Below are 13,946 nucleotides of genomic sequence, written 5' to 3'. Positions count from 1 at the left end.
ATCTCATATCTGAGATAAGACCGACTCGGGGTGGCTTCGGGTCAGATCGGAACACGGCCGCGCGGCCTCTAGGCTGACCCCCATGGCGACCACCCTTCCCGAGCCCGCACCGGCCACCGTCGGTGTCACCGAACTGCTCCAGGACCTGTACGGCGGCTACGCCGCACTCCGCGCGACCGCCCCGGTGCAGCGGATCACCGGCCCCGACGGGCTGCCGTTCTGGCTGGTCACCAGGTACCAGGACGTCAGAGAACTGCTCGCCGACCCGAGGCTCTCGATCGACAAGCGCAACGCCCTCCCCGGCAACTACCGTGGCCTCGCCCTGCCGCCGACCCTGGACGCCAACCTGCTCAACATGGACCCGCCCGACCACACCCGGATCCGCCGTCTGGTCTCCCAGGCGTTCACACCCCGGCGTGTCGAGCGACTGCGCGCCCCCATCCAGCGGACCGCCGACGACCTGCTCGACCGGATCGCACCCCTCGGCCGCGCCGACCTCGTCGCCGACTACGCTGGCCCCTTCCCGATCGCCGTCATCTGCGACCTGCTCGGCGTCCGCCCCGAGGACCGGCGTGACTTCCGCGCCTGGACCGACGCCGTCATCACCCCCGACCCCGCCCGTCCCGAGCGGGCCAGGGCGGCCCTCGCCGACATGCTGGAGTTCCTCACCCGGCTCATCGCGCGCAAGCGCGCCGAACCCGGCGAGGACCTGCTCTCCGCGATGATCACCGCCCGGGACGAGGGCGACCGCCTGAGCGAGGACGAGCTCACCTCGCTCGCCTTCCTGATCCTCTTCGCGGGCTACGAGAACACCGTCCAGCTCATCGGCAACAGCGTCCTCGCCCTGCTCGACCACCCCGAGCAGCTCGCCGAACTGCGCCGCGACCCCGCGCTGCTCCCCGCCGCCGTCGAGGAGCTCACTCGCTACGACACCCCCGCGCCCTTGGCGATCCGCCGCTTCCCGCTGGAGGACCTCATCATCGGCGACGTCACCATCCCCGCCGGGGAGACCGTCCTGCTCTCCCTCGGCTCCGCCAACCGCGACCCCGGCCACTACGAGCAGCCCGACCGGCTCGACCTGCACCGCCGCGACAGCGCCCACCTCTCGCTCGGCCACGGCATCCACTACTGCGTCGGAGCGCCCCTGGCCCGGATGGAGACCGGCATCGCCATCGCCACCCTGCTGCGCCGCTTCCCCGACCTGGCCCTGGACATCCCGCGCGAGACCGTGCGCCGACGGCCCTCGATCCGGGCCCGGGGGCTGCTGGCCCTCCCGGTGCGGTTCTGAACTCCCGTGCCCGACCGGTCGCCTGGCGGACCAGGACGCCGCCGGTCCGGTCGGGCGGCCGACACGCCGGGGTCGGCTTGAGGCCCAACTCACAAGCGCCGCTGCGAACATGACGGGATGAGCGACGAGTCGGCCGGTGCCAGGGAGATGCTCCCCGCCGTACTCATGGTCCTGACCGTGGTCAGCGGCTTCCTCGACGCGGTCAGCTTCCTGGGACTCGGCAGGGTCTTCACGGCCAACATGACCGGCAACGTGGTCGTGGTGGGTTTCGCGGCGGCGGGCGCCCCGGGCTTCTCCGCCGCCGCCTCGCTGACCTCGCTCGCGGGCTTCCTCACCGGCGCCGTGGCGGCGGGACGGTACGCGGTGGCGATGAACTCCCGCCCCGTGCACCGGTGGTTCGGCGGAGCGCTGGTGGCGGAGGCGGCCCTGACCGGCCTGGCGGCCACCGTGGCGGCCCTGGTCCCGGGCGCGGCAGGCCGCTTTGCGGTGATCGCCGTACTCGCGGTGGCCATGGGCATCCGCAACGCCTCGGTCCGCCGGACGGGGGTCGCCGACCTGACCACCACCGTGCTCACCACGACGCTCACGGGTCTGGCGGCCGACTCGCCGCCGGCCGGAGGCACGGGCGCCCGTGCCCGGCGCCGGGCCGGTGCGGCGGCCGCGATGGCGGGCGGAGCCTTCGTCGGCGCCTGGTGCTACCTGCACCTCGGGGTGGCCCTGCCGCTGCTGATGAGCGCCGCCACCGTCACGCTGGTGGCCGCCGGCTACGTCGCCCGCGGCGAGCTCATCGCGCGGTAGAGCTCCTCGGGTGCGAGGCGGCCGGTGCTCACTCCTCCGGCTCGGTCTGCTCCTTCCGGTGCTGCCGGTGCTCCCAGAAGGCATGGCCGGCCAGGGCGCCCGCGAAGACCGTGAAGCCGACCCCGACCAGCCAGGACTGCACCACCAGCACGGTGCCGATCACACCGTAGGAGAGCGCGTTGGAGATGATCAGCGGACGGAAGACCATCTGGGAGAAGAACCGCAGTCCGACCAGGGCCAGGACCGTCAGTGCCGAGCCGGGGAAGAGCGCCCGCCACGGCACCCGGCCGCCGAGCAGCAGCCACTTGGTCCACCAGAAGAACAGCACCCCGCCGCCGAGCGCGGTCGTCAGCCGGAGTGCGGGCTGGACCGGGCTGGACTGCCAGGGCTCCCTGGACCAGGAGGCGACGAGCAGGAAGCCGACCAGTCCGGCCAGCCCGATCGCCTGCCGCCAGACGGAGTGCCAGGCGGCCGGGGGCAGGCGCCAGACCCGCTCGTAGCCGGTCTGCACGGCCGCCATGAACGAGATGCCGAAGACGCTGGCGACCGCGAGGCTGAGCCCGGTGGTGGTGCTGAGCGCCTGGGTCGGCGAGGAGAACAGGTCCCGGACCTCCTGCGCGGAGCGGCCGGAGAGCCCGAGGCCGTTCACCACCCAGCCGGCGAACCCCGCACCGTGCACGGGGGAGGCGGCGGCGACCACGATCAGCAGCGGGACCAGGGTGACGAAGCCGAGCGCCGCGAAGCCCATGGCCCGGTGCATCAGTTCCAGCTCGCGCCCGTGGCGCCAGACGCGGTGGACCGCGATCCGGAACCGTCCGTGCGGGGGCAGGGGCCCGGTGAGTGCGCTCGCCCCGGTCGGCCGGCCGCCCTGGGGGCCGGGCCCGACCGGGCGCTCGGGTGCTCCGGTCATGGTCACCGATCACCTCCGCTCCCAGGCTCTCATCCGGCACCGGCCCGGGCCCGCCCGGACACGGCCGGCCGGTGACGGCCTGACCGCGCGTCACCGCACCGGCTGCCCCCGCGGACGGCGCGGCGGTCGACCGGGCGGTCGAAGCGGCGCCTGCCCGGGCGGCGGGTTCCGCGACTCCGCCCGGGGGCGGCCTGCGTCACCGGCCGTCCGGTGACGGCCCGCCGCACCGCACCGCAGGCGGCCGGTCACCACAGGTCGAGACTGCGGTCGGTGACCAACTCGCCGATACGGCCGAGGACTTCGGCGACCGCGAGCGGGTCGATCCGGCGGCCGTCCCGCAGGCGCAGCGCGACCTGGTCCGCGGCGGCCTCACGGGCGCCGATGACGGCCTGGTACGGGACCAGGCGGGCGGACCGGATCCGGGCGCCCAGGCTGCCCTGCTCGGGATCGGCCAGCTCGGCGCGCAGCCCCCGGTCCAGGCAGTGCTCCACGAAGGCCGCGGCCGCCGGAACCTCGTCGGCCGAGACCGGCAGCGCCACCAGCTGCACCGGTGCCAGCCAGGCCGGGAAGGCGCCCCCGTGCAGCTCGATGAGGTGGGCGACGGCCCGTTCGACACTGCCGATGATCGCCCGATGGACCATTACCGGACGGTGCCGCGAACCGTCCGGGCCGATGTAGCCCAGGCCGAACCGCTCCGGCTGGTGGAAGTCGACCTGGATGGTGGAGAGGGTCGACTCCCGGCCGGCCCCGTCCGCGATCTGCACGTCGATCTTGGGACCGTAGAAGGCGGCCTCGCCCGCCACCGCCTCGTATGCGAGGCCCGAGCTCTCCAGTACCTCGATCAGCAGCGCGGTCGAGCGCTCCCACAGCTCGGGCGCGGCCACGTACTTCCCGCCCTCGCCCGGCAGCGACAGCCGGATCCGGGCCGGGGTGATCCCCAGTGCCCGGTACGCCCGCCGGATCAGCTCCAGGGCGGCCCGCGCCTCGTCGGCGACCTGGTCGATGGTGCAGAAGACGTGCGCGTCGTTCAGCTGGATCGCCCGCACCCGGGTCAGCCCGGCCAGCACCCCCGACAGCTCCGAGCGGTACATCCCACCCAACTCCGCCATCCGCAAGGGGAGTTCACGGTAGCTGCGGGACCTGGAGCGGAAGATCAGCGCGTGGTGCGGACAGAGGCTGGGCCGCAGCACCAGCTGCTCACCGCCCAGGTCCATCGGCGGGAACATGTCCTCGCTGTAGTGCGACCAGTGGCCCGAGATCTCGTACAGCTCGCGCTTGCCGAGGACGGGCGAGTAGACGTGGCGGTAGCCCGCCCGGCGCTCCACCTCGCGGATGTACTCCTCCAGGCCGTGCCGGACGTCGGCGCCCGCGGGCAGCCAGTAGGGCAGTCCGGAGCCGATCAGCGGGTCGGTGTCGAAGAGGTCGAGCTCGCGGCCGAGCCTGCGGTGGTCGTGCATGGGGGTGGTCTCCCTGCGGTCGGGCGGGGCGGGCGACCAAGGGAGCCACACGACGAAGCCCCGGGGCACTCGCCCCGGGGCTTCGTGATGCGAACACGGATCAGCGCGCCGGGACTGTGTCCGGCGTCGTCGTGACGTTCGCAGCGCGCTTCATGCGATCAACGCTAGCAGCGGTCATGGCGCGGGCACAACGGTGTTCGGTCCGCACGCACTTTGGCGGCCGGGCGTTCCACCCGTGCGGTCGCGGTGTGCCGGGGAGTCGCATGGATCCGGCACCGGTCTCAGCCGACCGCCGCGCCGAAACCGACGAAGAGGCAGATCAGCACGGACAGCAGCGCCAGCAGCGGCCAGACGAACCGCAGGTACCGGTCGTAGCGGACCTTGGCCAGGGAGACCCCGCCGATGGTGACGGCGGTGGTCGGCACCCACAGGTTCATCAGACCGCTCGCCGACTGCCAGGCGGTGACGACCACCGCGCGCGAGACCCCGGCGAAGTCGGCGAGCGGCGCGAGGATCGGCATGGCCAGCGTGGCGTGACCCGAGGTCGAGGGGATCAGGAAGGCCAGCGGCAGGTTCACCACGAAGACCATGACCGCGAACACGATGGACGAGCTGCCCGCGATCACACCCTCGATGGAGTGCAGCACGGTGTCGGTCACCCTGGCGTTGTTCATGATCACGGTGACCCCGCGAGCCAGCACGATGACCAGCGCGGGCGCGATGAACTCGGCGGCGCCCTGCACGACGGTGGCGCTGAGCCGCTGTTCGCCCATCCGTCCGACCAGTCCGACCAGCACCGAGGCCACCAGGAACAGCGCAGCCAGCTCGGCGAAGGACCAGTCCAGCTCCCAGCGGTAGGGGGGTGCGTCCGCCCTCCCGGTGAGCGCGCCGGACCAGGGCACCACCGAGAAGATCATGAACGCGAAGACCAGCCCGACCAGTACCAGCACCGCCCTGTGCAGCGAGGTCAGTTCCGGGGCCGCGCCGGTCCTCGCGACGGCGGCGTGCTCCCGGTCGCCGGGCAGGAACCCGACGATGGAACGGTCCGGGTTCCGGCGCACCAGGCGGCCGTAGCGGATCACGTACCCGACCGTGACGGCCGTGAGCACCAGCCACATCGCGAAGCGCAGGGCGAGCCCGTCGCCGAGCGAGACATCGGCGGCGGAGGACGCGACGCCGGTGGCGAACGGGTTGACGGTCGAGCAGAGCACGCCGATGCCCGCTCCGAGGATGATCGTGCCGGTCGCCACCAGCCGGTCGTAGCCGAGGGCCAGTATCAGCGGCACGATCAGTCCGTAGAAGCCGAGGGTCTCCTCCGCGAAGCCCTCGACCGTGCCCAGGACCGAGAAGACCACCATGATCCCGGCGATCAGCAGCGCACCCCGGTCGCGCAGAGTGTGCGCCAGGCGCTCGATACCCCGGTCCAGTGCGCCGGTCGCGAAGACCACCGTGATGAACGCGCCGATGGCGAGCACGAAGAGGAACACTCCCGCGCTGCCGTAGAGCGTCCCGCTGAGCGTCGGGCCGACCAGGCCGGTGTGCGGGTCGCGGATGCCGTAGAGACCGTTGACGGGGGAGAGGAACAGCTGCTTCACCCGGCCGGTGAGGCCCAGCCCCGCGGCGACCCGGTGGTACGTCCCCTGGATCGGGGTGCCGTCCGCGGTGCGCCGGTACTCGCCGGGCGGGATCAGGAAGGCCAGTGCCCAGACCGCGACGGTGACCAGCACCAGGACGGTGAGCGCGCTCGGAAAGGTGAACCGGCGCCTCTTCCCCGCCCGCGGCGGCTCGGGAGGTCCCATGCGACCGGCTCCTCACTGCTCTCGGTTCGGTGCTGTCCTCCCAGCACCATGCGCGGTGGAGTCGGCGCGGCGCCGCCGCTGCTGGGCCGTACGGGCCGGAGCGGATCACCCGCGGGCGGACACGGCGAAGGGGCCGGGCGGTGGCCCGACCCCTTCGCCGTGGGTGTACCGGTCAGCCGAGCTTGGCCTTGAGGAAGCCCGCGCCGTTGTAGGTGCCCCAGCCGGTCACCTTGTCGTAGCCCTTGGCCGCGCTGTAGGCGCCGTTGGAGCCGCTGGTGACGTCGTGGAAGGCGGTGCCGTAGTTGGCGGAGGAGGCCAGCGAGTAGATGGTGCTGTTGGCGAAGCCGAAGGCGGGCTTCGACTTGGCCTTGGCCTCGCTGTTGTAGACGGCGGTGAACGCGGCCCAGTTGGGTGCCGCCGCGCTGGTGCCGCCGTAGGTGTACCAGCCGCCCCCGGTGTAGATCGCCCAGCCGGTGGCGGGGTCGGCGACCGCGGCGACGTCCGGCACCGTGCGCTTGGCACCGGTGTTCACCTTGGTCTGGTAGCTCGGGGTGGCGAAGTACGAGGAGACCCCGCCGCCGCTGCCGCTCCAGGCGGTCTCCTTGCTCCAGGCGCCCGAGGAGGTGGTGGAGAGCGTGCTGCCGCCCGTGCCCGTGACGTACGGGTCGGAGGCCGGGAAGTCCACCGAGGTGCCGCCGTTGCCGGCGTCGTCGGAGCCGCTGTCACCGGAGGCGGCGTAGACCGACTGGCCCTGGGCCGCGGCCTCCTTGAAGTCGGTGTCCACCGCGACCCGGTTGGCGGGCGTCTCACCCGCCTCGTAGGTGCCCCAGCTGATCGAGATGACCGGGACCTTGTCGCTGACCAGCTTGGAGTAGAGGGCGATCTCGCCGGCGTCGCTGTTCGGCGCCTCGTAGACCTTGACCGCGGCGCCGGGCGCCAGCGCGTGGATCACCTCGATGTCCAGCTCGACCTCGCCCTGGCCGGACAGGTCGGTGGTGCCGCCGCCGGCGCTGACCACGGTCGGGGTGGGCGAGGTGAGGCCGTAGTACTTGTCGTAGGTGGTGATGTTCGACTGCTGGAAGGCGGAGAACTCCGCCACCGCGACCGTCTGGCCCTTGCCGGTGTAGCCGGCGCCGAGCGCGGAGGTGAGGTTGTACGCGCTGCGGGCCTTGGTCGGGTTCAGGCCGGACGGGGCGTGGCCGGCGGCCTCGGGGGAGAGCTTGCCGGAGCTGAAGTGCCGGTACCTGGCGTAGTTGTTGAGCCCGGAGACGTCGCTCACCGCGGCGGCGATCTCGGGGGGCAGCACGGGGTTGGCGGTGTTCGCGTAGAAGTCGCGGTCGCTTCTGGCGTCGTGGAAGTTCGCCAGCTTGGTACCGAACGCCTTCTGCACCTGCGCGGCGGTCCCGGTCGCCTCCAGGGTGAGGTGGTTGGCGGTGACCTGGCCGACGGCGAGGCCCTGGGACTTCAGGTAGGCGGAGACCTCGGCCACCGTCTGCGGGGTCGCGCCGAACCGGTCGGCGAACTGGTCGACCGTCAGATAGTGCTGGTAGTCCGGCGACTTCGGGTCGGTCACCCGCGCCAGGAAGGCGTCCAGGCCTGCCGCGTCGCGCTGGTTGAGGCTGACCGCGACGGTTATCCGCTGGTCCGCCGCGACGTCTCCGATCCGGGTCGAGTGGCTCACCGCCGGTACGACGCTCCCGTTCAACGCGACCGGCTGGGCGGCGGCCGGCGCCGCGAAGGCCGGCACGGCGGCGAGCGCGATGATCGGCAGCGGTGCGGCGATCAGCCCGATGAGGGGCATGAGTCGGGACTTCACTGAGGTCCTCCTGGGACGAGGGTGCGCCGGACCGTCCCCGCCGGGGTCGGTGAGGACGGTGCCGCGAAGTGGATGACCTCAACGGTAGGAGTGTCGATCCGTCGTCAAAAGGGGGATAGCCCTTGCCAGTTCTGTAAACCGGCGGTGTCCTCGGATGTCACCTTCATGTCAGCGCCCGGGCCAGTGAGGTCCGCGACCGCACCCCGAGCTTGCGGTAGACCCGGGAGAGGGTGCCTTCCACGGTCTTCACGCTGACGAAGAGGGTGGCCGCGACCTCGCGGTTGGTGGCGCCGCCGGCGACCAGTTCGGCGATCCGGTGCTCACTCGCCGTCAGTTCGGCGGGAACCGGAGCGCTCCGGTCCCCGGCGCCGGTTCCCGGTTGTGGCAGGTCCTTCGCGCCGAGCCGGGCCAGGTCCCGCTCGACACGCTCCAGCAGCGGTCGCGCCCCGTGCGTGCGGCAGATCTCCCGCGCCTCGCCCAGCACGGCCCGGGCGGCCGCCCGTCGGCGGGAGCGCCGCTCGACGCCGCCGAGCGCGACCAGGGTCGAGGCGGCCTCCAGCGGCATCCGCAGCCCCTCCAGGCGCTCGGCCGCGGTCCGCAACAGCCGGGTGGCTTCGGCGACCCGGCCCAGCGAGGTGAGCAGCAGCCCGTCCGCGCGGTCCAGTACCGCCGCGGCACTGTGGCCGGCCACCGGTCCGGGCGCGCGGGCGAGCAGGGCCCGACCCTCGGCGATCACGGCGGCGGCCTCGGACCCCTCGCCGAGCGCCACCAGCCCCTCGGCCAGCGCCCCGAGCCGGCACACCGTCGCCGGGTCGGCGAGGCCCGACTCCCGCCCCAGCGTGCGGGCCCGCTGCAGTGTCTCCACCGCCTCGGCCACCGCGGCGGGTTGGCCGGTGAGGAGCCGGACCCGGCCGAGGACGTCCAGGGCGTGCACCAGGGAGAGCCGGTCGCCCGACCGGGTCGCGGCGAGCACCGCCGCCCGGGCCCGCTCCATGGCGTTCGGCAGTTCACCGCCGGCGAGTTCGGCCAGTGCGAGGGCCGTCAGCACGGGGGCGGTGGGGGCCGCGGCGGCCAGGGCCGCGGCTGTCTCCCGCGCCGCCGTCAGGGCCGGCCCGCAGTCCCCGAGCCGGGTGCAGAGCCGGACGAGCGTCAGCAGCGCGGCCGGGGCCTCGTCGGCGTCGGACCAGTCCGGGGGCCGGTCGCCGCCGTCGGGGCGGCGGGTGCCCAGGGCGGTCGCGGCAGCCGAGCGGAGCGCGGCCAGCAGCTCGGGGATCGCGCGGCGGGCGTGCTCGGGGCGGTCGGCCGCCAGGTCGAGCAGCGCCCGGTGGCGGAGCAGGAGCCCCGGTGCGGCGGTAACGGCGGGATTCCGAGCGCGGTCCAGCGAGCGCTCGGCAAGGCCGGGTTCGCCTCGCAGCGTGTGGAGTTCGGCGAGCAGGACCAGGCAGGCGGCCCGGGTGGCGGCGTCGCCCGTCCGCACGGCCAGTCCGGCCGCCCAGCGGGCCTGCCGGACGGCCTCGGCGGTACGGCCGCCCAACAGCTCGCACCTCGCGGCCCAGAGGCGCAGCGGCGCCTCCAGCACCGGATCGTCCGCCGCCTCGGCCAGCCCGGCCGCGACCAGCCCCGCCGCGGCACCGGGCTCCAGGCCGCCCGAGCGCAGCAGGACCAGGCGGGCCCGGATCCGCTGCCGCGCCGCCGAAGTGCGGTACGGGGGCCGGTCGGTGGCCTCGGCCGGCCGCGGCGGCTCCGCTGCGCCGGCTCCGAGCGGCCACTCCAGGTGGTCGCGGACGGCGGCGCCGAAGGTCCGCACCCGGGACGTGGGGCAGGGCGATCGATCCGCCCGTTCGGCCGGCGGGGGCAGGACGGTCCGGCGGACCTCGGGCAGGGGCCGTGCACCGCGCGGGGAGTCCTCGGCGACGATCGGCCGGCAGCGGCCGGGCGAACCGCCGTGCCACGGCTGGTCCGTGGGCTCGGCCAGCAGTGGCAGCACCGCGAGGCGCGCCTCCTCCCAGAGGCCCGCGCCGCAGGCGAACTCCCCGGCGGCGAGCAGCCGTTCACGTCGGGTCCACACGGCCCTGGCGGGGGTGCGGTCGACCGCGAGTGCCGCCAGTCCGTACGCGGCCCGGGGACTTCCCCGGCGGGCGGCGGTGGCGGCGGCGTCGAGCAGCAGCCCGGCCTGCCGCTCGTCAGCGTCCGGGCAGGCCAGGGCGAGTTGGCGGATCCGCTCGACCGGGTCGGTGGTGGCGGCGGCCAGGGCGCGGTGGGCGGCCAGACGGTCACGGGTGGCGGCTGCGCCGAGCAGGGCGACCCGCACCAGCGGGTGCCGGAAGCGGACGGTGCCGTCGGGGTCGGTGTCCAGTACGGCGGCGGCCCGGGCCTCGGTCAGTGCCGCCACCGGATCGGGCGCCCCGGCGTCACGCAGTCGACCGACCGTCGGACGGGTGGACGCGGCGGCCAGCAGCAAGGTCCGGGTGGCCTCGGGAGACAGGCCGCGCACCGGGGCGAGCAGCAGGTCCCGCAGTCGCTCGGGCAGTTCCGGCGGGGAGAGGGCGTACGGCGGTCGCGGCGAGGCGGCGGGCCGGGTCCTGGCCAGTTCGAGGGCGTAGAGCGGGTTGCCCGCGGCGGCCTGCCGGATCTCCCGGAGCCGGCCGGCGGTCAGCGATCCGCTCGCGCCCCGGGTGAGCAACTCGGTGACGGTGAGCGGCGGGAGCGGTGTGACCTGCAGTTCGGCCGCTCCGGGCGGGCAGAGCTCGCGCAGCCGCGGTGGCTCGCCCTCGGGTGTGCGTTCGGTGGCGAGCACGGCCAGCCCCAGCGAGCGGGCGCGGCGGGCGAGGAAGGAGACCACCACGGCGCTCGGCCCGTCCAGCCACTGCAGTCCGTCGAGCACGAGCAGCACGGGGGAGCGCCCGGCCAGTGACCGCAGCACCTCGGCCACCGCGACCCGCAGGGCCAGTCGGCCGCGGTCGTCGGCCGGTCCTTCGCCGCGCAGCAGTGCGGCCCGCAGGACGGCGCGGGGCCCGCTGGGAAGGACGTCGAGGCGGGAGTCCGGGACGGTGGAGAGCAGATCGATCAGTCCGACGAACGGCAGCCCGGTCTCCTGGACGGCCGGGGTGCAGCGCAGCACGGTGGCACCGCAGGCCGCCGCCCGGGCGGCAAGGGCCGTGGCCACGGCGGACTTGCCGATCCCGGCCGGGCCGTACAGCAGCAGTGAGCCCGGTTCGCGGAGCAGCTCCCCGGCGGTGGCGAGCAGTTCGTCCCGGCCGAGCGGTTCCTCCGGGTCCGTCCGCCGGTACGGGGGCGGTGCCGCAGCCGGACCGGAAGGCTCCCGGGAGCGGGCGGCTCCGCTCCGGCGGGGACGTCCTTCCACAAGGGGCTCCGGGTCCCGGGAGGGCGGCGTGCCGCCGATCCCCAGCGCCGCGATCTCCAGCATCGTCCGCCCTTCCCCCGGAGGCCACCGGCGGTGCGCTCGGACCGCCCGCCATGGACCTGACACGCAACCCGGCACGGTCTGCCGGACACGGGACCCCATCCCAGCCCCGACCTGCTGCCCCGTCAATATCGGAACCGGGGCGCGGGCACCCGCGAAACCGAATGTTCACAGCGGGTTGACCTACCGTCATGGCACGAACGGTCCGGCGGCCGGCTCCGCGGTCGGTGCCGGAGCCGGCCGCCGGGCGGGGCTCCGTCAGCCGCGCGGCTTCCGGTTGACCTGGTCGAGGCGCTCCAGCATGGCCGTGAACTCCCCGTCCTCGTCCCAGAGCACGAAGCCGTCCCCGTCCCGCCCCGTCAGCGTGGTGAGCCGGCCGTCGCGCCACCAGTGGACATCCGGGCTCAGCGCACCGGTCGACCGCGCGTGGGTCGCCTCCGCGTAGCGGGCGATGCCGTCCATCGCGGTGAGCACCGTGACATCCCGGATCGGGTGGAACAGCAGCTGGTGCCGGGCCGGCATGGCGACCAGCGCGCCGTCCGGCGGAATCGGCTGGCCGGTGGTGGCCCGTACCAGATCCTCCAGGACCAGTACCAGACTCGCGATGAACGGCGTCGAGCCGGTGATCACGTGGAAGACACCGCCGCCCGGGTGCTGCAGGACCTCGTACTCGTCGACGCCCATCGACGCGACCAGGTTCGCCCGGGCCCGGGCCCGCACTTGGCCGATCTCGCCGAGGCCGGCGATGCCCTCCGCCGAGAGCGTGTGGACGCCTTCCCGGGAGTTGAGCGCGATCTGCTCCCGCAGACCCGGCAGCACCTCGGGGCCGATGCCCTCCCCGGCCCGCTCGTACGTCTCCGGCAGGGTCTCGTCCGCGACCAGCATCGGGTACAGCGCGGGAAGCAGCTCGTCACGGCTGAGCCGCTCGACGCCCAGCGGGCCGCTGAACGCCATCAGCAGCTGACCGACCTGCAGGTTCACCTCGTCCGGCCACTCCGCGCGCCCGCCGGGCCGCTCCGCGCACGCCCGGGCCAGCTCGGAGAGGCCGAACTGCCGCCCCTGGGTGTCGGTGGCGACCTCGCCGCGTACCGTCACCGTCACGTCGTAGGACGCGAAGGACTCGCGCACCAGGTCCCGGAAGTCCCGGCCCTGCTCCGCGCTGAACATGGGCAGGGCGGCATCCCGCCCGGACGCCCCCCGCCCCGAAGGCTTCGCGGCGGGCCGGGCTCCCCGCAGCGCCTGGGCCCGCCGGCGCAGCGCCTCGGCCTCCGGCGCCCGCCGCGGATCCCCGGAACTCAGCAGGACCTCGGCCAGGGCCTCCTGCGCGGCCGGGTCGCCGCCCTCGGCGGGGATCCGCAGCAGGGACTCGGCCTCCTCCCAGTTGCCGGCCTCGATCAGCGGTGCGACGGCCTGCCGCGCGCCGACCCAGGCGCGGTCGAGCAGCTCCCACATCTCGTCGGTCATGCCTGAGGGGGCGCCCGGCTGCACACCGGCCCGGTGCTGGATCACCGCCAGCAGGTTGTACCGGGCCACCCAGTTGCCGGCGTCGGCGAGCGGCCGCAGCGAGGCCTCCGCGCCCTCCTCGTCGCCGTCCGCCAGCAGCCACAGCCCCTCGATCGCCGCCGCCCGCGCGTGCCCGCCCCCGGCCGCGATCCGCAGCAGCTCGAGGGAGCGGGCGCGCGCTCCGCGCTCACGTTCACGAAGCGCCAACTCCCAGGCACAGTCGGCGTTCCCGCGCTCGGCGCCGACGGCCATCCAGTGCTCGGCCGGCTCCTCCTCCAGCAGTTCGAGGTACCCGATCGCCGCCTCGTGCGCGGCCGCGGCATCCCCCTGTTCGGCCCGCGCCACCGCCTGAGCCACGGCCTCCCGCATCGCACGGATCCGCCCGGCATCGGTGTTCAGGGCCTTGCCCGCTCCCTCGTGGCCCGCCTCGGCGGCCCGCAGCAGCCACTTGGCGGCCTCCTCGGGCTGGTTGGACGTCGCCAGGATCATGCCGAGGTTGTAGGCACACGAGATGTGCCCGCCACGGGCGGCTATCCGCAGGTACTCCACCGCCTCGGCGTGCTTGTTCTGCTTCAGCAGCCGGTCGGCCAGCCAGGTCGCCGCGTCGACCTCTCCGAGGCCCGCCGCCCGCTCCCGCCACTCGATCGCCTCGGCCAGGTTCCCCTGGTACTCCAGGAACATGGCGAGGCGCTCCATGCTCCCGGCGTCACCACCCTCGGCCCCGGCCCGGAACTGCTGCGTCAGCTGCCGGATCTCGGCCGGCGAGGCGTCCAGGACCAGTCGCGTCCCGCCGCCGAGATCGATCCCCTCGGCGGCTCCGCGCTCCTGCTCCTGGCGCTTCTTCCGGCGCCCGAATATCCCCATCCCCGACTCCTGTCCGACGGTGCGCTCGAATTCACCACGATCGTGCACATCCTGCACCGGGGGTCGGACACTCGCACAGCCCGGACG

Annotated in this window: 8 protein-coding genes; 2 read left to right on the top strand and 6 right to left on the bottom strand. The window is 74.2% G+C overall.

The window, feature by feature from the left end:
* Nucleotides 1-82: 82 nt before the first annotated feature.
* A complete protein-coding gene (locus tag ACSMTC_RS04370) occupies nt 83-1,288 on the top strand; it encodes a cytochrome P450 family protein (RefSeq protein ID WP_436558309.1) in 1,206 nt (401 codons plus the stop codon).
* A 117-nt stretch (nt 1,289-1,405) separates the two neighbouring features.
* On the top strand, nt 1,406-2,086 hold the full coding sequence (locus ACSMTC_RS04365; RefSeq protein ID WP_436558308.1) for a YoaK family protein: 681 nt from the start codon (nt 1,406-1,408) through the stop codon (nt 2,084-2,086).
* A 28-nt stretch (nt 2,087-2,114) separates the two neighbouring features.
* Here ACSMTC_RS04365 and ACSMTC_RS04360 read toward each other — a convergent pair whose 3' ends face one another.
* The 6 genes from ACSMTC_RS04360 to ACSMTC_RS04335 all read right to left on the bottom strand — a co-directional run bounded on the left by ACSMTC_RS04360 (nt 2,115) and on the right by ACSMTC_RS04335 (nt 13,859).
* The gene (locus tag ACSMTC_RS04360) at nt 2,115-2,996 is read right to left on the bottom strand and encodes a ribonuclease BN (RefSeq protein ID WP_436558307.1); all 882 of its coding nucleotides are present in this window, start codon (nt 2,994-2,996) and stop codon (nt 2,115-2,117) included.
* Nucleotides 2,997-3,241: 245 nt separating this feature from the next.
* Entirely contained in the window at nt 3,242-4,453 is a 1,212-nt protein-coding gene (gene thrS, locus ACSMTC_RS04355) for a threonine--tRNA ligase (RefSeq protein WP_436558306.1), read from the bottom strand.
* A gap of 281 nt (nt 4,454-4,734) precedes the next feature.
* Entirely contained in the window at nt 4,735-6,252 is a 1,518-nt protein-coding gene (locus ACSMTC_RS04350) for a YfcC family protein (RefSeq protein WP_436558305.1), read from the bottom strand.
* Between the two features lie 172 nt (nt 6,253-6,424).
* Complete coding sequence (locus ACSMTC_RS04345) at nt 6,425-8,068, bottom strand: S53 family peptidase (RefSeq protein WP_436558304.1); 1,644 nt, start codon at nt 8,066-8,068, stop codon at nt 6,425-6,427.
* A 163-nt stretch (nt 8,069-8,231) separates the two neighbouring features.
* Nucleotides 8,232-11,495: a helix-turn-helix transcriptional regulator gene (locus tag ACSMTC_RS04340; protein ID WP_436558303.1), complete on the bottom strand. Its 3,264-nt coding sequence runs from the start codon at nt 11,493-11,495 to the stop codon at nt 8,232-8,234.
* Nucleotides 11,496-11,750: 255 nt separating this feature from the next.
* Complete coding sequence (locus ACSMTC_RS04335; protein WP_436558302.1) at nt 11,751-13,859, bottom strand: tetratricopeptide repeat protein; 2,109 nt, start codon at nt 13,857-13,859, stop codon at nt 11,751-11,753.
* Nucleotides 13,860-13,946: the final 87 nt, after the last annotated feature.

This window comes from Kitasatospora sp. HPM-01-4, assembly GCF_051374625.1.
In the GTDB taxonomy this organism is placed as follows: Bacteria; Actinomycetota; Actinomycetes; order Streptomycetales; family Streptomycetaceae; genus Kitasatospora.
Note: the sequence above shows the minus strand (reverse complement) of the source record. Positions and strands in the feature narration are given on the sequence as shown.